Origin of the sequence: Desulfobacter latus (assembly GCF_013389365.1) — a bacterium.
In the GTDB taxonomy this organism is placed as follows: domain Bacteria; phylum Desulfobacterota; class Desulfobacteria; order Desulfobacterales; family Desulfobacteraceae; genus Desulfobacter; species Desulfobacter latus.
Window position 1 is genome coordinate 1 of record NZ_JACADJ010000009.1, and the last position, 21,329, is coordinate 21,329.

Here is a 21,329-nt window from a genome sequence, read left to right on the forward strand (position 1 = left end):
GCCATGTATTACTATCTTTTATTTAAAACTAGTAATTTATAACTATTTGAATATACGTCAGAATACGTTTTCTATTGTGCATAACATAGATGATAAAAGTTACGTTTTTTTAGGTCCTGAATAATTCTTAAAATACTGATAACATGAACTATTCTGATCCTCTCTAAAAGAGCCACACCCTAATCATTTTCAGGTTTTCCTGGTGCCTTTACCGGTGGCGCAGGGTCTACTGCTGTCCGCTGGTGCAGGATACCTTCTGCCAAATATACCCCTTTTAATGAATAAACCTGGACGGTATCCTGGTTGGAAAAGGGATCATATCTGACCTCTACCCGATCACCGCGAAGCCTGGGATCTGTTTTGTAATATCGTTTGTTCAGCTGGATATCAGAAAATGTAGCGTGCACCGTTCGTTTGACGGTTTGCATAAAGGATGTACAAAAGGCATTTAAATCCATCCGGCGAGTAACACGAGTCCCTTGATGAAGAGCCTCTTCCGGTGTGGTTCCGATTTCTGTATGGCGGGTTTTATGGTAATCCTGTGCCAACCATGCAGCAAAAGCATGGTTTAACTCATCCAGGCTCAGAATGTCGCCGGCACGGACTTCCGCCTCAAATCGTTCCTGGATCGTTCGAAACAGGCGTTCAATGATCCCACCGCCTTCCGGGTCACCTTTTTTTCGATACAACAGACGGATACCGGTACGGTAACATGCGGCTTTAAGGCCGTTGGAATGGTAGACCTTGGCATTATCAATATATAAGCCAAGCGGCATCCCGTGGGTTGCCAGGGCGCGTAGCAATGTGTCGATCAGAACGTCCAGATTTTGCCGGTAATAATACCGTGCTGAAACCCCATACCGGCTGCAGCAGTCAATAAACGCCGACAGATAAGTAGGAACTGCATCCGGGCCGTTCATGACATAAGGCCCCTCCTCGAAGTCACCGACCCACATATCGTGTGCATTTTCACAGGTCCAGCGTTTACGCACCGGTTTTGTGGTTACCCCCAGTTTGAGACGGGTGGCACCGGCATCTTTTAAATGACGATAAAGGGTGGACCGGGGGATGGTGGTACCAAACTGTTCCTCAAGAATCCTGTTGATGGTGATATCCGACCGGTATGGCTGCTCTTTTTTTATGGCAATAGCCGCTTTGATGATCTCTTCAGCGACACTTCTGCTTTTCCCCTGATCATTCCTTTTTTTACGGCCCAGGGCGTCAAATCCTCCGATCCGGTATGCTGCCAGTTTTCGCTTCAGGGTCGAAAGGGAGGGTTTTTTGCACTTCCCGTCCGGATAAACGACGGGTTCTTGAGCCAGATTTTTCAGATACCTGTTCGTTTCTTCCGGCGATATTTCCGAATAAAGAATCGGTCGTAACAGGTCACACCAGAAAACTGCCAATTGTTCGTTTTTTGGGTCCATAATTGCCTCCTGTTTTTGGGTTCTGGAGGCAATATACGTCAGGTATAACCGGCACGGGTTGCCAACTTGGGGAAAATGGGGACCCGGAATTGGGCCAGATACAGGGGCACAAGAGTTACCAGCTGGAAACAGGTAAGAAGTATCTGTTTTCTTTTCGAAGACATGTATTTTAGAGGAGAGATTTTCAGGCCTGCCAGGTCACGGCACAAGGACGTCGTTGGATTCGCTTGAACCATCAGGTCTGTAGCATTTTGAACCACACCGGCATATCCGCCAAGGGTGGTGATCCACCTGTGAATAGTGGAATGTTCCATCATGGGCTCATGATCGGTCTTAGAATTTGGGTCAACCTGGTGTGGCAATGGACATTCATCTACCAACCGGCGGTACGAATGGGTAGGGTCATTGACATATGCCTGACTGAATGCCAGGATCGTGGGAATGGTATAGCGTTTGTACGGAAGGGCAAAATCGGGATAGGCTGTTGCTGTTTTATTGCACCCCGGGCACTTCCATCGCAGCAACAGTCCTTTTATAGGCACGACAGTTTGCTCGACAATCACGTAAAATGTACGTTTGCGCTTTTCGTGCGGCTTGAACCGGCTTGATTCAACATTGCAACGCGGACAATCCGGCAGTCAACAGGGCGACAGGCCTTGATTTACCAAATCCGTGTGATGTTGAATTTGGTCTTCAGTTGCTGATATCATAAGTTGGGGCTTGAGATTAGCAATGGATTTAGTGTAATTCATAGGAGTCCCCCTTTTTGGGTTTGAAGTTTGGGTTGTGGAGACTCATGACTTAGTGCCTTTTGGTGTAGTCGTCAACCTCAGACGAAAAAGGGGGGCTTTCATATCATGATGAGGGGCGCGGGGTAAGCGGGGGATTTCTAAACTCTTTTTTCGCGGGATATGCGGGGTCTGCTACCCTAAATATTCTCGGATATTCCACCCATTTATTCCAAGACTTAGCATCTCAGCGCAAGTTATCCCAACAAATAGATAATAATATCATTGAATTCGGTAGTATTGAGGGTGACAGGCTTGATCAACAAATGCCGGCAAAACTAATCACGCTTTGCGAGGATGAAACCTTTCATCCTGAAATTTGTCTTGTGGCCATGGAACCGGTATCAAACTTTATCCTTGTAGAGAAATATGCTCTCAATCGAGAGGCCAAAACCTGGAACGAGGCGGTAGACGATGCTCTTTCCAATTTACCGGTTGAGGTCATCCAAGTTACCAGTGATGAAGGTCGCAGCCTGATCAGTCATGCACTCAAAGGTTTGAAGGTTCACCATTCACCAGACTGCTTCCATGTCATCTATGAAATTGGGAGAGGTACTTGCGGAGCCTTGATGTCGAAAGTAAGACAAGCTGAAAAAGAACACGAGAAAATGGTCAAACAGACCCATATCATCAAGCAGAAAAAAGACAAATTCGACAATGCTGATAAACGGCCTCGGGGACGAAGACCCAATTTTGAAAAGAAAATCCAAGAGGCTGAAATTGCTGAGCAAAGCGCCAAAAAGAAGTGGGATCAAGCCAGCTTAAACCACGAAACTGTACTCACTGAAAAGGCCCAGATAGGGCAAGTATACCACCCATACAACCTTAAAACCGGCCAAAGGCAGGATTCAGAAACCGTCTCCGGTCTTTTGGCGGACTGTTTTGATAAAATTCACACTGCGACAACTGATCTCACGGATCGGTGTAAGGAACGCGTCAATAAAGCCCAACGTGTTGTGGGCAGCATGGTGGCAAGCATCGGTTTTTTCTTCCAAATGGTAGAAATTTATCTTGATAATATGCAAGTATCGACTCGTGACAAGCACTTGATGCACAACTACTTGATCCCGGGCAATTATTTAAAACTGGTTGCCAATAAAGAAAGGGATGTTCAACGAAAAGCCGAAATCCTTCAAGTTGCTCAAAAATTGCTATTGATTGTTGAGAGCACCGGTGACGCATGTTCAGATTGTAATATAGAGGAACTGAATAAAGCGGCTATTGAATGTGCCCAATTGTTTCAGAGATCAAGTTCCTGCGTTGAAGGGAGGAATGGGCAATTAGCACTTCGTCACCAAGGAATTCATCGGCTTAATGATCGACAGTTAAAAGCGTATACAATCATGCACAACTATTATATTCGAAGACGAGATGGAACTACAGCTGCTGAGCGTTTTTTTAATGCTAAACCGAACGACCTTTTTGAATATCTGTTGGATCATGTGGATTATCCAGTGCGACCACGGAACAGCTTAAAATCAGTTGCTTAGCACTTAGTGGGCGAAGTTAGAACCAAGCCCCCTTTTTTAATTTCTTCACGTTTCCGGCCTATATCTGGGCTTTCTGCTATCATTTGCAGCTTTTTTTCAATTAGTTTTAAGTAAGTGATGGTCTGTTGTTCACCAAATTTTTCAAATGAATAGGCTTTGATGTCACGCAAACTCTTTTGCGCATTGGGAGAAAGAATATATTGATTCATGTCAACCGATCAATTCATCCATAAAAGATTGGCCGTCAATCCCTTGTCCTTTGTCAAGCTGCGCTTCACCTTCAGCCAGTCTTGCGCGTAACACTTCCAGCTTGGTTTCTTCAACTTCTAGAAGCCGCAAACCCGCACGAACGGCTTCGCTTGTATTATCAAAACGGCCTTGTGAAATTTTTGATTTGATAAAGTCGAAAAAATGATCACCCAAGGTGACATTGGTATTTCTTTGCATGGCAGGCTCTCCAAATTTTTTTATACCAATATATAATACACAGTTTTTAATATAATATACAGTTTTTTCCCTTCACATGATTACAACTCTTTCAATGCGAGACAGAAGACCGTTGACTTTGTCTATGAAAAAACTCTATTGTTCCAAAAAACCCCATGAGCACTGGCGTTTCTATTGTTGGGGATTGGAATCACCCCAATCCCCTTCGATTTTTACCGGTAAATATTCTCAATCCAATACATGGCCTCGGTGTCGCTGGTTTTTCCAAGATACCTCTGGGTGGTGGACAGGTTAGAGTGCCGGAGGATAATTTTTGAAACGATTTCAATCGGAACTCCTGATCGGCTTGCATAAGTGGCGGCATGTCTGCGGAGGTCATGAGGCTTTACATCAATTCCGATTTTCCTGCCTGCGCTTTTAACTATCTCCCTGGCCCGGGTATATCCCAGAGGGAAAATACGCTTATCATCCAGGATATTCTCAGCGGCAATATAATCACGCAACCGGTCTGCCACCTTTTGGGGTATAAAAACGACTTCGGAGGTACGGCCACTCTTGGGATTGGGCAAATGAAGTTTTCGATCCTGGACATCTTGAGGCTTCAATTTCAGAACTTCACCGATCCTCATTCCACCCCTTGCCATCAGTTCAAGCATCAGCCGGTTTCTGGGACTCTCCGTTTTGAAAATGAATTCATCAACGGCATCTCGTTCCAAGATTGTCCAGGGCGGCAACTTGGAAACTCGAAATGTTTTTGATAGGACTGCGGACTCACATGGATTGGGAAGATCGGGCACGGCAGTATTTTTCACAAAATTGAAGAGGCTTTTGAGAAGGGAATATTTGAGTTTCTTGGTTGAGGGTTTCAGGCCTTCAGCGATTTTGACCAGAAACTCCATGATTTCGTCCGATGTTACTTCCGATACATCCCGTCTGCCGAATTGCTTTTGGAAGACCGCCAGAAAGTACCGATAATTTTGAATGGTGTTTTTTTTGAATTGAGTTCTTGATACGCCAGAAAATTCTTGATTGCCTGTGACATTTTCATGATGATGCCCTCCTTTTTAAAATGTTGGAATCATCCTGATGGATCAGGACAAAGACAGTATACAAAATTTCCGGGGTAAAAAAACTAGACTTTTTTCAGAAATGCTCAGAAAAAGCCAGATCCGAAGGCATGTGTACTTGATCTGTTATTGGTGAGGTAGCCGAAACGCAGAATTGAGTTTTTTCATACCATTATTGTTTAGCCAACTTTCAATAGAAAAAAATGGGCAGGGTTATTTGAAAACCCTGCCTATAAAAAAATTATTCAACTTTAAATTATTGTCTTTTTCTGCTAAATCCAGCAATTCCTAACAGGCCAAAGCCAAATAATAACATTGTAGCCGGTTCTGGGACTGGGCTATTCGATTGTAGAACAATAGATGTATCAATTCGAAAGTTAGATGTAGTTGTATGGCGTTCAGCAAAAAACAAATCAAAATCGTACTCATTTCCACAGGGTCGTTCACCTTTGAAATCATTAAGGTTCAGTCAATTTTATCCGGTATTAACTTGAATCTGATGAATGCGCTCGGTTAGTATCATGTATTTCATCGGAAAGTATGTTTAATGATTTTGCTAATTGGCCACATTCCTCACAGGATTTGTTGATATGATTAAACATACTTGGGATATCATGCATATATTCCTTCATTTTATTATTAACGTTTATATCAAGTATTAATTGTTGTAATGTTAGTCTTTTGGCAGAGATATTAACAGCATCGCTTATATATTTCATATACAAATCTAAATGCTGTTTAGCTATCCCGGAAAAGTACTTTTTATTTTTAAAATAAAAAGTGCTCACATGAATTTTAAAGGCAGATAGGTCTTCATGTGCCATATTAAGTTCATCTACGCATTTTTGATAAACTCTCTTGTCAAAAATAGCATGGAGAATCCGCCAAAAGCTGTCAATTCGGCCTCTGGTTTCGTGGAATTTTTTTATTTTATCTTCACCGAGTTTCAGAATTTTATTAAACTCTTTTCCAATATCCTTTTTGGGCATATGAACTCAACTTTAAAATTAATTTTTTATATGAAAGAATTACCTAACATGCTGCTTTATTTCATTTTTTGTTGCGCCTATCAGGCGTATGGCCGTTATTGGAAATTAAACATTCTCTGCTAAAAATTGTAATAGTCAACTTTATGCTCTGTTAAAATTTCATTTTATTCTGGGCCAGAAAAACTGTTGACTATGTCTATCATCGGTCGTGATAGAGCTTTCAAGATTCTGAGCCATAGGTCTTCAAATAGTTTTCGATCTTTGCTTTCATTTGGTCATCCAGAACAATTTTGCCCCCGATATCCCGGTTGTGCAGAAAATCAATGATCTCCCGTATGGTAACAATGGCAAAAATGGGAATGCCAAGGGTGTCTGCCACCTCTGCCAGGGCATTTTTGTCTGTTTTTCCCTTTTCCTGGCGGTTGACGCTGATGATAATGCCGCAAACCTGGGGATTGCCGCAGCCTTTCAGAACTTCCAGGGATTCCCGGATGGCCTTGCCCGAGGTGATGACGTCATCCACCAGGATCAGCCGGGTGTCGGAGGTCAACGGCATGCCCACCACAGCGCTTTTGTCTGCATAGGTTTTGGCTTCCTTGCGGTTGAACACATACCCTTTGTCAATACCCATGTCGGCCAGGGCACAGGCTGCTGTGATGCAAAGAGGAATACCCTTGTAGGCAGGTCCGTAAATTCCGTGAAATTCTTCTTTTTTAAAACGGGCGTCGATGGCCCTGGCATAATAGGTACCCAGCTTTTTAATCTTTGATCCAGTGTCAAACATGCCGGTGTTGATAAAATAGGGGGCAATTCGGCCGCTTTTCAGCTCAAACTCACCAAACTTCAGGGCGTTGCACTGAACCAGAAACTCAATAAATTCCTCTTTATAATTCATCTTTCTTTTTTAACCTCTTATTTTCATACACAAACTGATTCAATTGAATATTTTATTTTACCATGAAGGACATGAAGAGCATGAAGAATATCAATCTTCATGTCCTTGTATGGTTGAACATAAACTACTGGCAGCGCCAGGACGCATATTCATCTAAAGGAACCGGCTTTCCGGTTTTCAACAGTGCCCGGGTATTAAAATCCGCCATGGTTCTCAAGGCCTTTGATCCAAACACCGGTCCGTCCATGCACACCACGGCATGACCACAGACACAGGCCCCGCAAACCCCGAATCCGCATCGCATGTACCGTTCCAGGGAAACCTGGCAGGGGATACCGTGGGCTTCACAGATATCAAACACCTTTGCCATCATGATTTCCGGGCCGCAGGCATAGACCATATCAAAATCAGGGCTGCCGGCAGCCGACAACGCTTTGATTTTTTTCACCAGGATATCCGTCACAAACCCTTTATATCCTTTTGATCCGTCATCCGTACAAATTTCGACGTTTCCCGTAAACCGGTCCGGGTAGAGCAGAAAAGACTTGGAGCGGGCCCCCTGGATCAGCAGAATATCAGGCCCGTTACCGGCCTGAAAGGCCTCCACAAGAGGGGCAAGCGGTGCCATGCCGCAACCGCCGGCCACAACGGCAACCTGTTTGTGATCGCTTCCCATATTAAATCCGTTGCCAAAAGGCCCGCGGATACCGATTTTATCACCAGGTCCAAGGGATACGGCTTTTTTAGAAAAAACACCCTTGGCCTCCACGGTAATGCCGAAGCGGTCCGGATTGTGATGGGAAATGGTATACGGTTTTTCATCCACGCCGGGAATCCACACCATGACAAACTGCCCCGGTTTAAAGTCAATGGCCTGGTTGACATACAGGGTGGCAAACTCAGGGCTGTGAACTTCCTTGTCCGCCACCTCGACCATGGCGGGCATCAGCTGCGTAATCATAAGACCTCCCTGTGAGCTGCACCCCGGATCTCTTCCATGGTGGTGTCGTGGGCCGTCAGCCAGTCGTTGATCTCTTTATTTACCTTATCAAACACGTTTATCCCCCGGTACCTCACGGCCGTGCCGATTCCCACAAGCGTGGCCCCGGCCATGATGATCTCTATGGCGTCTTTCCCCGTGCTGATGCCGCCCAGGCCAATGATGGGAATGGAAACGGACCGAAAAATATCGTACACACAGCGCACGGCAATGGGTTTGATCATGGGACCGGAAAGCCCGCCCGTTTTAAAGGCAAGCACCGGACACCGGGACTCAATGTCGATAATCATGCCCGGCCCGGCCGTATTAATGGCGCAGATGGCATCGGCACCGGCATCCTCACACGCCTTTGCTATACCTGCGATATCCGGGGCCGCCGGCGTCAGCTTGGCAATCAGGGGCACATCAATCACTTTTTTTACCGCGGCCACAACATCATGGGAAGACTGGGCGTTGACCCCGAACAGCATGCCGTGCTTATCTGAATTGGGACAGGAGATATTCAGTTCAATAAAGTCCGGTCCCTGGGCTGCTACAAATCCGGCCACCCGGACAAATTCGTCCACAGACCCGCCGTAGATGCTGGCGTTTACGGGAAACGCCCGGCCTGACAGCTCCTGCCATTCGTCTTCCATATTCAGGTAGCCCGGGGAAGGCAGTCCCACGGCATTGATCATGCCGTTGCCAAGGTCAATGACCGTTGGATTCTTATGGCCCTCCCGGGGGGCAGGCCCAATGGACTTCATAGTGGGCAGCCCGCACCCGTTTTCCCAGACCCGTTCCAGAATGGCTTTATTGTTGCCAAGCACGCCCGATGCCAGCACCAGGGGCGTGTGCAGGGTTTTCCCTAAAAACGTGGTTTGCATCAATATCCTTTTAAATTTTTCGTATCATCTTTCACCGTTGATAAACCCAGCCTAAGCGGTTCAGTTGTCCGATGCCTTGTGCTCGAACAGAACCACATGGTAGAAAAAATCAGGATTTTTTTCCACCAATTTTATGGAAGTCCCAATAAGTTGTTAAGCGACATTGCAATTGCCCTTGATTTTCCGGCGTGGAAAGCATAAAAAATAGATTTGACCTAGCGAATACACTGGCCATAAAAAAAGGATAGATAAAACATGGTTCAAAAAGATTTTGACAGCATACTCACCCAGGAATTTTTAGATGAACTGTTGCCGCCTGAAAGAAGTGATCAGTTTTTTGAAGCGCTGTATGGTGATGCGTCAGAAGGTGCCTATGACATCAGATTGGAGCCTATCAGTATTTCCGGCAGCCGGATTGTCCTTGGCTTTAATTTGCAGGGCCGGCCGGACAAATGTCTGGTGTGCAGCCTGACATATGGACTGCCGAATGTATTTACCCGGCACCCCCTGATAAATATCAAAGGCATCATTGAAAGAATCAAAGACGCCGGAATTCCGGTTAAAAATTGGCGTTTAGGGGATACCGAGGAAAATTCCGCCTCTCTTCATATTATCCCTTTCTACATTGACCTGGACTGATAAACCGGTTTCTACATATAAAAGCCCTTCTGTCGCATGATCAAGCGGCAGAAGGGCTTTTTGTTTGATCGTGACTTATGCTTTGGGAAGATTGGGAAAGGACTTATTCAACGTTTTATTCCACTCATCCAGTTTAGGTTTAACCTTTTTGAACACAGAGCCGACATTGCCTTTGATGGTAATGCTTTCAATGGTATCTCCCTGGGTAATACTGTTGACCACATCCTGGTCTGCCCGGCTGACAACGGCCCCAAATACCGTGTGCATACCGTCGAGATGAGGCGTGGGCACATGGGTAATAAAAAACTGGCTGCCGTTTGTCCCGGGGCCGGCATTGGCCATTGACAGGATGCCGGGCTTGTCATGTTTAAGATCTTTTTTAAATTCATCTTCAAATTCGTAACCCGGACCGCCCATACCATTGCCGTAAGGACATCCGCCCTGGATCATGAAATCCGAAATCACACGGTGAAAGGTTAATCCGTTATAATATTCCCGTTTGGCAAGGTTTACAAAATTCCCCACGGTATACGGGGTCTTGTCTGCAAAAAGCGTAATGTTAATGGTACCTTTTGAAGTTTCCATAATTGCTGTCAAATCGGCCATGTTTTTTTCTCCTGAAAGTTAAAAAAATTTACTTGAACTTAATATAAAATCGCCGGATGTCAAACATAAAAAAGAAAAACCAGCAACGCAGCGGTCCGGCGCACCGCTATCCAACCCCTTTGAAAATTTCGAATATGCTGATAAAGTAAATACGTGGATTCAAGTGCAGTCAACAAAAAAAGACGTGAAAAAAATGATAAACAAGCTTTTGCCGCTGGATCTGACCCCTGAAACAGAAATCAGCCGGCGGATACAGAACCTGAAAAAGAAAATGGCCCAAGCCGGCATGGACGGGGTATTCTTGACCCACAGACCGGATTATTACTATTTCAGCGGCTCAGGCCAGGATGCCTGGTTATATGTGGCCCTGGAGCATGAGCCCCTTTTATTCGTAAAAAGATACCTTCCCAGAGCGGTCGCCGAAAGTCCGTTGACCCAAATTGTCCCGGTTCATTCAGTCACGGAAATTCCCCAGATCATCAAGGACAGTCACGGCGATTCTGCAAAAAACATGGGCGTCGCCTTTGATATTGTTCCGGTCAGGGATTTCAGGTTTTATCAGTCGTTGTTTTTTGGCTGTAACTGGCAGGATGCCGGCCCGTTGATCATGTCCTGCCGGGCAATAAAATCAGAATATGAACTTACCATTATGCAGGATGTGGCAAAAATATCCAACCGGGTGTTTAATTTTATTGCGGAGAACCTTGAACCCGGCATCCGGGAAACAGACCTGGCCGGGCGCATTGAGGCTTTTGCCAGGACCCAGGGCCACTCGGGCCGCCTTCAAACCCGCCATTATAGATCCGTTGGGTTTAGCTTCCATATCATGAGCGGTGAAAGCGGGGGGAAGTCAGGGGCTCTTGATTCTCCGGTATGCGGCACCGGTATGTACACCGCCTACCCCTTTGGTGCAGGCACCCGGGTAATTAAAAAAAATGATCCCGTACTCATTGATTTAGGCACCATGGCCTTTGGCTATCACATGGATGAATCCCGGATGTTTGTGGCTGGAAAAATGGAAACCCAGGCAGCAGGTGCAAGCCAGGCAGCTATTGACATTCTTTACCATGTCAAGGATGCCATGAAACCAGGTGTTGCCATGAAAACGATTTTTCAAATGTCCGTAACCATGGCGAACAAGCTGGGATATGAGGAACAATTTTTAGGCCTTTCCGGATTAAAATCTAAATTTTTAGGGCATGGCATTGGTGTTGAACTGGTGGAAGACCCCATCATTTCAAAGGGACGAAACACAGCGCTTGAACCGGGAATGGTGTTTGCCGTAGAGCCGAAATTTATTTTTAAAGACCGGTTTGCCGCAGGCATAGAAAGCGTAATTCAGATAACGGAAACCGGCAGCCGTTTTCTAAGCATAATACCCAACAAGGTGTTCATGGTCTAATTTTTTACGGCAACGGTTGCGTCTGGGTCAAAAGGATTGGTACGAACCGCCAAAGAGAAAAGATAACCGTAATTCTCTTTAATATAGAGCAGATAACGCAGCCATTCAACGATCAACAACTTATAGACTCTTGAAATATCCCCTTCAAGATGTTTACGATCAGAATCCAATAATTCAGATAAATTATTGCGATGTAACAGTTCATCTCGCAAATGAAAGATTGCACGCAGCAATTCGGTAAAATTTTCATGTTCTTGAATAATAGGATTTTCAATTAATCTTAAAAGCAAATCTGATCGACTTTGCATACATGCGAATACCGCCTGTAAATCTCCTTTATGGGAATTGATTGAGATATGATGTTTTTTTAAAAGATCATATGCGTTGTTAAAGTCTTGATGTCCCCATTTTAGTGACACCTTGAGGTCTTTGTATAGCAATTTAACGTCATTATCAAATTTGACAAAATGTTTCAAAAGGTCGTTCCCCATTTCGCTGAAAAACAATCCCAATACCATATTGACTTTTTCTTTCCGAATTTTTTCCTCACGACGATTGACAAACACGTCTGTAATACTGGCAACGACACTTAGAAATGTCCCGACCCCACCAATGATAATGATAATGGTCAGTATTTTACCGATTTCAGTTTGAGGATGGATATCACCATAGCCCACAGTTGCCATCGTTACAATTGAAAAATATATCGCATTGGTCAATGACATATTTTCAAACAGCATGAATCCAATGATACCAACTGCAAGTAAAACAATAAAAATTGCAAAATATATTTTTAATCGAAATTTCATAAATTTATAGTATAGGAATTTCCATTCCCCAGCACCCAGCACCTAACAGCCCGCCCAAAGGGCGCTAATTTAAGAGTATAGGAATTTCCATTTCCCAGCACCCAGCACCCAGTACCCAGTACCCAGTACCCAGTACCTAACAGCCCGCCCAAAGAGCGCTAATTTAATAATACCCTCCTTTTCTTGGCATCCTTCATATCACCCCCAAAGTACTTTACACTTTTTTGGGGAATGATTGCTAAAAAATAGGGTGCTTGCTCCAAAAAGTGTAAACCGGCAAATGAAGGATGCCCTTTTCTTGACTTTTTTACAAGTACATCTTATACCTTAGAGCCGGTTTAAAAATCGAATAGATGGATCGGCTGCAATCACATAAGAATGGCCCTAATCCTTAATTTTTAAACAGGCTCCGAGCGATATTTAATCTGTCAACTACCCCTCGGCTGAAGACCGAGGGGCTTGAAAAAGCCCCAAAGTTGACCAGTCTAAGTGCTTCGAACACTACGTTAGATCGGAAATAGGTACCCTGGGGTGCTCGCCAGCTCCAGGTTCTACGGCAAGTGGTTAAACAGGTCTAAGGGGTTAAGCCGGTGCTGCTTGCGCCAAACCCGGTCATAACATTGACGCGGCAAACATTACCTTGGAAACAAGAGGACTTTAAAATTGAGCGTATTTGTTCTGGATACAAACAAAAAACCGCAGAATCCGGTACATCCGGCAAAGGCAAGATTGCTTTTGACAGAAGGGAAAGCCGCGGTTTTCAGACAGTTCCCCTTCACGATCATTTTGAAAGAGACCGTCTTGAACGTGGCATCAAACCCATTGCGGATCAAGATTGATCCGGGCAGTAGAGAGACCGGAATTGCCGTGATTAACGACGATACCGGAGAGATTGTTTTTGCCATGGAACTGAGACATCGAGGCCAACAAATCAAAAATAATCTGGAATCAAGACGAGCCATCAGAAGATCCCGGAGAAACCGGAAAACGCGATACCGGAAGCCGCGCTTTGATAACCGGACCAGGGCGGAAGGATGGCTGCCGCCTTCATTAAAAAGCCGGGTTCACAATATCGAAACCTGGGTCAAGCGGTTGTGCCGGTTTTGCAATATTCAGGCAATTTCAATGGAGTTGGTTCGGTTTGACATGCAGAAGATACAGAATCCCGAAATATCCGGTGTCGCGTATCAGCAGGGGGAACTCATGGGGTATGAGGTACGGGAATACCTTCTGGAAAAATGGGACAGAACGTGTGCCTACTGCGGAAAAACAGATATCCCATTGGAGATTGAACATATCGTGCCGAAATCGAAAGGCGGTTCAAACAGAGTCAGCAATCTGACACTGGCCTGTACGGCGTGCAACAGGAAGAAGGGGAATAAGTCGCTCGAACAGTTCCTTTTAAAGAAACCGCGACTGTTGAAACGAATTCAAAAGCAGTCCGGCGTGCCGCTCAAGGACGCGGGCGCCGTCAACACGACCCGATGGGACTTGTTCCGTACCTTGAAAAAAAACGGACTGCCGGTTGAAACAGGCTCCGGCGGTCTGACAAAATTCAACCGGACGACCAGGGGACTTCACAAAACGCATTGGCTCGATGCCGCCTGTGTCGGGGAAAGCACACCTGAAAAGATGTTTCAGATCGACAAAACCGTGTTGATTGTAAAGGCAGACGGCCATGGTTCAAGGCAGATGTGCAGGGTAAACAAGTTCGGATTCCCCCGGACAACAGCAAAGTCAACTGAAAAAAAAAGTCAAAGGCTTTCAGACGGGCGACATTGTCAAGGCGGTTGTCACTTCCGGCAAAAAGGTCGGAACGTACATCGGACGTGTCGCTGTCAGAAAAAGCGGATCGTTTAACATTAAAACAGTGGACAAAACAGTACAGGGCATTAGCTGGAAATACTGCAGGCTGCTTCACGCATCTGACGGCTATTCCTACAATACGACGTGCTAAGGTCCGGTACCTGGACTACTAAATTATTATAAGGAGGGCGGCAATTCCTCCCCTGAGCTAAAGACTCAGGGGTTTCCTTGCCGCATTTTATGAAAAAGACAACTGCAGTCTCAACCCTTAAAGCCGGATTTGAAAACAGTTTCGCAGCGCTTCCGAAAAAATTTTATGAAGCAATTACGCCTGAACCCGTACAGAACCCTGTATTGCAAAAATACAACTGGAAACTGGACCGGGAACTGGGGTTAAATTTTACGAAAGAAACCGAAGATCTGGCAGATTGTCTGGCAGGCAACCTTGTTTTTGCAGATTCCACCCCCATTGCCATGGCCTATGCCGGGCATCAATTCGGCAACTTTGTTCCCCAACTTGGCGATGGACGGGTCATTCTTCTCGGAGAAAAAATCACCCCGGATGGCAAACGTTTGGATGTTCAGCTCAAAGGTTCCGGCAGAACCCGGTTTTCACGTGGCGGAGACGGTAAATCACCTCTTGGGCCTGTGATCCGTGAGTACATTATCAGTGAAGCCATGCATAATTTAGGCGTACCTACCACCAGGGCCTTGGCTATCATCTCCACAGGAGAACAAATTCTGCGTCCGGATGGGGTCCATCCAGGGGCGATCATGGCCCGAGTCGCATCGGGGTTTGTCCGGGTGGGCAGTTTCGAATATTTTGCTGCCCGGGGCGATGAAACAGCAATACGAGAGCTTGCCGACTACGTCATTGGCCGCCATTATCCTGAACTTATACAAAAAAAAGACCGGTACAGGCAATTTTTTTCATCGGTGGCCAGAAAACAGGCCCGGCTTGTGGCCAAATGGATGCATTTGGGATTTATTCACGGTGTTATGAATACGGATAACACTTCAATTTCAGGGGAAACCATTGATTATGGTCCCTGTGCCTTTATGGATTATTATGACCCCGACATGGTCTTCAGTTCCATTGATACCATGGGAAGATACCGGTATGCCAATCAAGGCGCCATCATGAAATGGAACCTGAACTGTCTTGGCATTTGTTTACAATCGCTTTTAGGAAAAACCAATGAAGCGGCTGCGGATGTGATTGATGCCACCCTGTCCGAATTTGAGCATGAATTTTTAAACGCCCAACGCATTGGTCTGCTTAAAAAAATCGGGATAGAAAATCCGGGTGACCAGGATTCTTCCCTTCTTGGGGAACTGCTTGCCCTTATGCAGAACCAAAAAGCCGATTTTACCCTGACGTTTCGTTATCTGGCAGATCATATCAAGCCGGATTCAGATATGACGCCGCAATTTCAAAAACTTTTCAAAACGCCGGTCGCGGTTACGGCCTGGCTTGAATCATGGCAGCAGCGGCTGGTTGAAGAAAATAGTCCAGAGGTCATTCAGGCACAAATGAACCGGGTTAATCCTCTTTTTATTCCAAGAAATCACCGGGTTCACAAGGCGATTGAGAATGCGGAAGACAGAGATGACTTCAGTCAGGTACACTTGCTGACCACGCTTTATGAAAACCCTTTTACGGAACAGCCGGATTTTACCGATTATGCTCAAGCACCCGCCAACCAAGAGCGGGTCACCCGGACCTTTTGCGGGACTTGACCTATGGGTCTGGCAAGCCTTGAGCAGTGTTAATGAGAAACGAAAAAGACGGATGAAAAGGCAAACCATATGGGAGCGTTTATTTTGATTATGGGCCTTATGCGCCGGACGGGGTGTCCCGGCTTAAACCGGTAGCCTGATTTTCTATGGGTTGAGCAATTCAAATCCTGTAATTGGATCAAATATACGTACAGCACTGGTATCAATTAATTCAAATAAAATGATCTCTAATATATGCCATGTCCTGACACCGTTACGGATACATCCGGTTACAGTTGAATCTTCTCTTCCACAAGCTATGTGCATGTGTAATTTGGGTTCCCCTTTATCATTAGGAAAGATTGTGCCTGTTCCCACTATTTCATTCACATTGTTGAGAATATGTTCCATTGGCGTAATTGATTCTGTTCGTCCATGTTCCGGCCCGACAATCAGCTTACTATCTTTATCAGCGCCTCCAATAATGGTTAATGCAGCAGCTTTTATTGCTTTTTTATCAGCAAACTTTTCAATCTCTTCGTGTATGATATCACCGTCTTCAAGACGTATAATGTATATTCTTCCTTGTTTTGCCTGTGAGTATTTCATGTGTCAACTTTTCTCTTGTTTCCTGTTTCCTATAAAATTAATATAATTAGCTTATGAGCCTGGACTATATCCCATCTGGACACAATTTCAAATTAAAAACGCAACTCGATTCAAAACACCGCCATAAGCACCGACATCTTAAATAACAACAAAAATGTTACTATATTATATACAATAGCAACATGCTCAGTGACTGCAGGGCATTGATGGTCACCGGACTCGGTGACAGCCCGCGTCGTGTACTCAGCCCAAAAAAAATTGATGTTTTAGAATTGGACGGAACAATCATAGAGGCCGCTGAAGCCGTTTTCGAGGGGCACAGCATGGACTTTATGGTCCAGCGAGATGTCCAGGCATGCAACAAAAAGAATCCCATGGACGGGATTATGGGGTGTGGATTTTGATCATCCGTGGTAAACATCGTTGAAACGATTTTAGAGTCCCCCCAAAAAAGAAAAGAGGTTGAATGTGAAACTGCTAAAAACAAAGTATGGCGAAATACCCGGCTATCAAAATCTGGAGAAATACGCATCCGGCAATCCCGCATCCCTGATTTTTACTGAACCAATTAAGATCGAAACACCCGTCGGGGTCATTGTCCCCCAATATTCGGTCGATGATCATGGCAGAAGGGCATTAAAGCCGGTTAACTTTTATGATAACGGAAATTTGAAAAAAGCGCCGCTCCAGGAAGCAGCCGATATCGAAACAAAATACGGAAAAATATCGGCCGAACTGGTCATGTTTTATGATGATGAAGTCTTAAAAAAGCTTTTTCCCCTTAATGGTAAGCTAAGCGGTTACTGGGGCGAGAAAGACGAGTACGCCCTGGCCGAGGATCTTGAATTGCAGCTGCCCTGCGGAACAATTAAGGCCAAGATAATTAATCTTGTATTTTATAAAAACGGCAATATAAAAAGCATCACCCTATGGCCCCAGGAGACGGTAGATGCCCGAACGCCTTTGGGCACAATGCGTATTCACGTTGGCATTTCATTTTATGAAGACGGTTCTGTTAAATCGGTTGAACCGGCTGAGCCGTATACTGTTGATACAAAAATCGGGCCAATATCGGCCTATGATAATGATCCCGAAGGCATTATGGGGGATATTAACTCTTTACAGTTTAACAACCAAGGAGACGTAACAGCGCTAAGCACCACTCAAAATGCCATAATATTAAGAAACGAAGCAGGTGGAGAGATAAGATATACCCCTTATAGAAAAGAGAGTCTTTGTTCCGAGAACGTAGCGGTAACCATCCCGCTTCAAATTGAATTTACAGATGAAACGGTCCGCTTTAATCACAGTGTTACCGAGGAGTATAATTTGTCGGAATGCTCATTCGAAGTAATCGAATATGGAAGAAAAGCAGTAAACCCCTTTTTTATATGTAATTGTCATTAGGCTCCACTTTAATTCTGATCATGGGCCTAAAACCAAAAAAGGCTGCCGGATATCGGCAGCCTTTTTTGGAAAAGGAAAAAAAGATGAATTGGTTTTTTATCTTAATTACAGATAATATAAAGCAAGCCATGTGCCAAAGAGATCAAATTTCTTCTCAAAAAAATAAAATATTGTATCTTATTGATTTTTTTAAAAAATACTATTTCAAATATTTTTTTGCATGGCGAATGCATCTTCATTTACCATTTTTCACCAGGAAAAAGTTTAAATTTTTGAACTTTCATATACCATAGCATTAACCCAGAAATCATAACACACTTATAATATAGATAAAAAAGTCAATTCATTTTCTTGAATCATATCCCTACACCTGGTTTATTTTTATGAACGCTTTGAACAATCAGCTCGGTTCAGCACACAAAAAGGCGGCCCTTTTTGCAAAGACCGCCTTTTTTACTCGACTATCAAGTCTTATATTATTTCCGGCCGGGAACGAACTAATACCGGTAATGATCCGGCTTGAACGGTCCCTTAAGAGGCACACCAATATAATCGGCCTGTTCCTGGGTTAGCTCTGTCAGGGTAACGGGCAGATTTTTCAAATGCAGTCTTGCCACCTCCTCGTCCAGTTCCTTGGGCAGGGTATATACTTCGTTTTCCAGATCTTCCTGGGCCAGTTTGATCTGGGCCAGGGTCTGGTTGGAAAAACTGTTGCTCATGACAAAACTGGGATGTCCTGTGGCACAGCCAAGATTGACCAGACGCCCTTCGGCCAAAACAATGATCGAACGCCCGGAGGGCAGTGTCCACTTGTCCACTTGAGGCTTGATCGTAATCTTTTCGGCATTGGGATGGTTATCCAGAAAACTCATTTCGATTTCACTGTCAAAATGCCCGATGTTGCAAAGAATAGACTCATCTTTCATCTGTGAAATATGTTCACCGGTGATAACATGGTAATTGCCTGTGGCTGTAATAAAAATATCGCCCCGTTTTACCGCCTCATCCATGGTGACCACCTCGAAGCCCTCCATAGCAGCTTGAAGTGCGCAGATCGGATCAATTTCGGTGATCAGTACGATGGCACCATAGCCTTTCATGGAATCAGCACATCCTTTACCCACATCACCGTAGCCGGCCACGACCACTGTTTTGCCTGCAAGCATTACGTCTGTGGCCCGTTTGATACCGTCGGCCAGAGATTCCCGGCAACCGTAAAGGTTATCAAATTTGGATTTGGTCACTGAATCATTAACATTAATAGCCGGAAACAACAGTTCCCCGGCAGAGGCAAGGTGGTATAACCGGTGAACGCCGGTGGTGGTCTCCTCAGACACGCCGCGGATCTTTTTGCCGATATTTGTCCAGCGCTGTTTGTCCTGATTATAACTTACCTGCAGCCGATCCATGAGGCACCGCTCGTCCAGGCTGCCGGCTTCATTATCAAAGAGAGACGGATCCGCTTCAACCCTGGCACCCTGATGAACAAACAGGGTGGCATCCCCACCGTCATCCACGATCAGATCCGGCCCGGAGCCGTCCGGCCAGATAAGTGCCTGTTCCGTACACCACCAAAATTCTTCAAGGGTTTCGCCCTTCCATGCAAAAACGGCAGCCGTGCCCTTGTCAGCAATAGCGGCAGCGGCATGATCCTGGGTGGAAAAAATATTGCATGACGCCCAGCGCACATCAGCACCCAGCTCATATAAGGTATCAATAAGCATGGCTGTTTGAATCGTCATATGCAGGCTGCCGGTAATTTTCAAGCCCTTGAGGGGTTTCTCCGGCCCGTATTTTTCCCGGATGGCCATCAGCCCGGGCATCTCTTTTTCAGACAGCTGCATGTCTTTGTGTCCGTCTTCGGCCAGACCAATATCTTTGACTTTATAGGGCAAAGACAAATCCAATTTTATATATTCATTATCTTTTTTCTGACTCATAAAAACTCCTTTTACTTTGACTCGCTCATCAAATTTTAATTATAATCCTGCAAGTGATTTGATCTGGTCGGCCTTAGTGGTTCTTTCCCAATAAAAATCCGGATCTTTGCGTCCAAAATGCCCATAGGCAGATGTTTTTCTGTAGATGGGACGCAGCAGGTCCAACTCGGAGATAATGCCTGCCGGGCGCAGGTCAAACACCTCTTTAATAATGTCAGCCGCTTTTGATTCTGAAATCTTTCCGGTTCCCATGAAATCTACCATCATGGATACAGGTTCGGCCACGCCGATGGCATAGGCGATCTGCACTTCGCATTTATCGGCAACCCCTGCTGCCACCAGGTTTTTGGCCACATACCGACCCATATAAGAAGCGGAACGGTCAACTTTGGAAGGATCTTTTCCGGAAAAACAACCGCCGCCGTGGCTGCCCTGACCACCATACGTGTCCACGATGATTTTACGTCCTGTCACACCACAGTCACCCATGGGGCCACCCACAACAAAACGGCCGGTGGGATTGATGAAAAATCGGGTATCACCGTCCATCATCTCCTGGGGGATCACCTTTTTAATCACTTCTTTGACGACTGCGGCCTTAAGGTCTTCATAAGAGACATCCGGTGAATGCTGGGTAGAGACAACTACGGTGTCAACCCGTTTGGGTACGCCGTCCACATATTCGATGCTGACCTGTGATTTTCCGTCAGGACGTAGAAAGTCGAGGGCTCCGTTCTTCCGAACCTGGGTCAACCGTTTGGTCAATTTATGGGCATAGATGATGGGCATGGGCATCAATTCTTCGGTCTCATTGGTGGCATAACCAAACATCAACCCCTGGTCGCCGGCACCCTGTTCCTTGTATAGTCCGTCACCTTCATTTACTCCCTGGGCAATGTCGCTGCTCTGCTGATCAATACTGGTGATCACAGAACAGGTCTTCCAGTCAAACCCCATGTTGGAGGAATTGTAGCCAATATCCTTAATAGTGGATCTGACCACTTCGGGAATATCCACATAGCAGTCGGTTGTAATTTCACCGGCCACCATGGCAAGACCCGTAGTAACAAGTGTCTCACAGGCCACACGACATTTTTTATCTTCAGCCATGATGGCATCGAGAATACTGTCCGAGATGGCATCCGCCACCTTGTCAGGATGACCTTCGGTCACGGATTCGGATGTAAATAAAAAAGATCTGTTTTCTGACATGATATCTCCTTACGCTATTAATATGGGTGAGTTATTTATTCATGCGTTTTAGTATATAAAATCTTCCGACTTCGGCATTGCAATATTGAAATTTAAAAGCGATCAAATCCAATACGGAAAAATTAAAAATCGATATATTAATGACAGTTATCATCATCTTTGTCAATGGTTCATAAAAATATATCAAGATATCTGTATATTTGCATAGATT

At 45.1% G+C, this 21,329-nt stretch carries 22 protein-coding genes and 1 pseudogene; 7 read left to right on the forward strand and 16 right to left on the reverse strand.

All coding sequences use genetic code 11. The features are described from left to right. Positions 1 to 179: 179 nt before the first annotated feature. Together HXW94_RS04310 and HXW94_RS04315 are read right to left on the reverse strand one after the other, a co-directional pair. Positions 180 to 1,427, reverse strand: coding sequence for a Mu transposase C-terminal domain-containing protein (locus tag HXW94_RS04310; RefSeq protein ID WP_178365667.1), 1,248 nt, complete (start codon positions 1,425 to 1,427; stop codon positions 180 to 182). A gap of 38 nt (positions 1,428 to 1,465) precedes the next feature. Further along, the gene (locus HXW94_RS04315) at positions 1,466 to 2,065 is read right to left on the reverse strand and encodes a DUF6431 domain-containing protein (RefSeq protein ID WP_246293742.1); all 600 of its coding nucleotides are present in this window, start codon (positions 2,063 to 2,065) and stop codon (positions 1,466 to 1,468) included. 416 nt (positions 2,066 to 2,481) lie between these two features. Here HXW94_RS04315 and HXW94_RS04320 point away from each other — a divergent pair, with 416 nt between their 5' ends. Further along, complete coding sequence (locus HXW94_RS04320) at positions 2,482 to 3,705, forward strand: DUF6399 domain-containing protein (RefSeq protein ID WP_178365669.1); 1,224 nt, start codon at positions 2,482 to 2,484, stop codon at positions 3,703 to 3,705. On the opposite strand, the gene HXW94_RS04325 is transcribed toward HXW94_RS04320, so the two are convergent. The 9 genes and pseudogenes from HXW94_RS04325 to HXW94_RS04360 form a co-directional block, all read right to left on the reverse strand. Continuing rightward, positions 3,702 to 3,914 (reverse strand): type II toxin-antitoxin system RelE/ParE family toxin, encoded by a 213-nt coding sequence (locus HXW94_RS04325; protein ID WP_178365670.1) that lies wholly within the window; start codon positions 3,912 to 3,914, stop codon positions 3,702 to 3,704. The genes HXW94_RS04320 and HXW94_RS04325 overlap by 4 nt on opposite strands. Position 3,915: 1 nt before the next feature. Next, positions 3,916 to 4,152 (reverse strand): type II toxin-antitoxin system ParD family antitoxin, encoded by a 237-nt coding sequence (locus tag HXW94_RS04330; RefSeq protein ID WP_178365671.1) that lies wholly within the window; start codon positions 4,150 to 4,152, stop codon positions 3,916 to 3,918. 212 nt (positions 4,153 to 4,364) lie between these two features. Further along, entirely contained in the window at positions 4,365 to 4,964 is a 600-nt protein-coding gene (locus HXW94_RS04335; protein ID WP_343054552.1) for a tyrosine-type recombinase/integrase, read from the reverse strand. Further along, a pseudogene (locus HXW94_RS19805) lies at positions 4,962 to 5,144 on the reverse strand (phage integrase N-terminal SAM-like domain-containing protein); the annotation flags it as partial. The gene HXW94_RS04335 and the pseudogene HXW94_RS19805, both read right to left, overlap by 3 nt. 331 nt (positions 5,145 to 5,475) lie before the next feature. Beyond that, a complete protein-coding gene (locus HXW94_RS20290; RefSeq protein ID WP_218576563.1) occupies positions 5,476 to 5,631 on the reverse strand; it encodes a PEP-CTERM sorting domain-containing protein in 156 nt (51 codons plus the stop codon). Between the two features lie 73 nt (positions 5,632 to 5,704). Further along, positions 5,705 to 6,208, reverse strand: a complete 504-nt coding sequence (locus HXW94_RS04345) for a hypothetical protein (protein WP_178365672.1) — start codon at positions 6,206 to 6,208, stop codon at positions 5,705 to 5,707. Between the two features lie 220 nt (positions 6,209 to 6,428). Next, positions 6,429 to 7,103 carry an orotate phosphoribosyltransferase gene (gene pyrE, locus HXW94_RS04350; RefSeq protein WP_178365673.1) on the reverse strand — a complete coding sequence of 225 codons (675 nt, stop codon included), beginning with the start codon at positions 7,101 to 7,103 and terminating at the stop codon, positions 6,429 to 6,431. A 124-nt stretch (positions 7,104 to 7,227) separates the two neighbouring features. Then, the gene (locus HXW94_RS04355; RefSeq protein ID WP_178365674.1) at positions 7,228 to 8,064 is read right to left on the reverse strand and encodes a dihydroorotate dehydrogenase electron transfer subunit; all 837 of its coding nucleotides are present in this window, start codon (positions 8,062 to 8,064) and stop codon (positions 7,228 to 7,230) included. After that, positions 8,061 to 8,969: a dihydroorotate dehydrogenase gene (locus tag HXW94_RS04360; protein ID WP_178365675.1), complete on the reverse strand. Its 909-nt coding sequence runs from the start codon at positions 8,967 to 8,969 to the stop codon at positions 8,061 to 8,063. The genes HXW94_RS04355 and HXW94_RS04360 overlap by 4 nt, the downstream gene beginning before the upstream one ends. A gap of 255 nt (positions 8,970 to 9,224) precedes the next feature. On the opposite strand from HXW94_RS04360, the gene HXW94_RS04365 reads away from it, so the two are divergent. Continuing rightward, positions 9,225 to 9,608, forward strand: coding sequence for a pancreas/duodenum homeobox protein 1 (locus HXW94_RS04365; RefSeq protein ID WP_178365676.1), 384 nt, complete (start codon positions 9,225 to 9,227; stop codon positions 9,606 to 9,608). A 75-nt stretch (positions 9,609 to 9,683) separates the two neighbouring features. On the opposite strand, the gene HXW94_RS04370 is transcribed toward HXW94_RS04365, so the two are convergent. After that, the gene (locus HXW94_RS04370) at positions 9,684 to 10,214 is read right to left on the reverse strand and encodes a peptidylprolyl isomerase (RefSeq protein ID WP_178365677.1); all 531 of its coding nucleotides are present in this window, start codon (positions 10,212 to 10,214) and stop codon (positions 9,684 to 9,686) included. A 193-nt stretch (positions 10,215 to 10,407) separates the two neighbouring features. Between HXW94_RS04370 and HXW94_RS04375 the strand changes: the two genes are divergently transcribed. Further along, entirely contained in the window at positions 10,408 to 11,616 is a 1,209-nt protein-coding gene (locus HXW94_RS04375) for a M24 family metallopeptidase (protein ID WP_178365732.1), read from the forward strand. Here the strand turns inward: HXW94_RS04375 and HXW94_RS04380 are convergent. Continuing rightward, the gene (locus tag HXW94_RS04380; RefSeq protein WP_218576564.1) at positions 11,613 to 12,467 is read right to left on the reverse strand and encodes an ion channel; all 855 of its coding nucleotides are present in this window, start codon (positions 12,465 to 12,467) and stop codon (positions 11,613 to 11,615) included. The genes HXW94_RS04375 and HXW94_RS04380 overlap by 4 nt on opposite strands. A 621-nt stretch (positions 12,468 to 13,088) precedes the next feature. Here HXW94_RS04380 and iscB point away from each other — a divergent pair. Continuing rightward, complete coding sequence (iscB, locus tag HXW94_RS04385; protein WP_218576565.1) at positions 13,089 to 14,285, forward strand: RNA-guided endonuclease IscB; 1,197 nt, start codon at positions 13,089 to 13,091, stop codon at positions 14,283 to 14,285. A 174-nt stretch (positions 14,286 to 14,459) separates the two neighbouring features. Further along, positions 14,460 to 15,971: a protein adenylyltransferase SelO gene (locus HXW94_RS04390; protein ID WP_246293732.1), complete on the forward strand. Its 1,512-nt coding sequence runs from the start codon at positions 14,460 to 14,462 to the stop codon at positions 15,969 to 15,971. Between the two features lie 144 nt (positions 15,972 to 16,115). On the opposite strand, the gene HXW94_RS04395 is transcribed toward HXW94_RS04390, so the two are convergent. Next, positions 16,116 to 16,559 (reverse strand): PPC domain-containing DNA-binding protein, encoded by a 444-nt coding sequence (locus HXW94_RS04395; RefSeq protein WP_178365679.1) that lies wholly within the window; start codon positions 16,557 to 16,559, stop codon positions 16,116 to 16,118. A 206-nt stretch (positions 16,560 to 16,765) separates the two neighbouring features. Between HXW94_RS04395 and HXW94_RS04400 the strand changes: the two genes are divergently transcribed. Then, positions 16,766 to 16,963: a hypothetical protein gene (locus tag HXW94_RS04400; protein WP_246293733.1), complete on the forward strand. Its 198-nt coding sequence runs from the start codon at positions 16,766 to 16,768 to the stop codon at positions 16,961 to 16,963. A gap of 64 nt (positions 16,964 to 17,027) precedes the next feature. Further along, the gene (locus HXW94_RS04405; RefSeq protein ID WP_178365680.1) at positions 17,028 to 17,966 is read left to right on the forward strand and encodes a hypothetical protein; all 939 of its coding nucleotides are present in this window, start codon (positions 17,028 to 17,030) and stop codon (positions 17,964 to 17,966) included. A gap of 497 nt (positions 17,967 to 18,463) precedes the next feature. Here HXW94_RS04405 and ahcY read toward each other — a convergent pair whose 3' ends face one another. Together ahcY and metK are read right to left on the reverse strand one after the other, a co-directional pair. Continuing rightward, positions 18,464 to 19,906: an adenosylhomocysteinase gene (ahcY, locus tag HXW94_RS04410; RefSeq protein ID WP_178365681.1), complete on the reverse strand. Its 1,443-nt coding sequence runs from the start codon at positions 19,904 to 19,906 to the stop codon at positions 18,464 to 18,466. A 39-nt stretch (positions 19,907 to 19,945) separates the two neighbouring features. Then, positions 19,946 to 21,118: a methionine adenosyltransferase gene (metK, locus tag HXW94_RS04415; protein ID WP_178365682.1), complete on the reverse strand. Its 1,173-nt coding sequence runs from the start codon at positions 21,116 to 21,118 to the stop codon at positions 19,946 to 19,948. Positions 21,119 to 21,329: the final 211 nt, after the last annotated feature.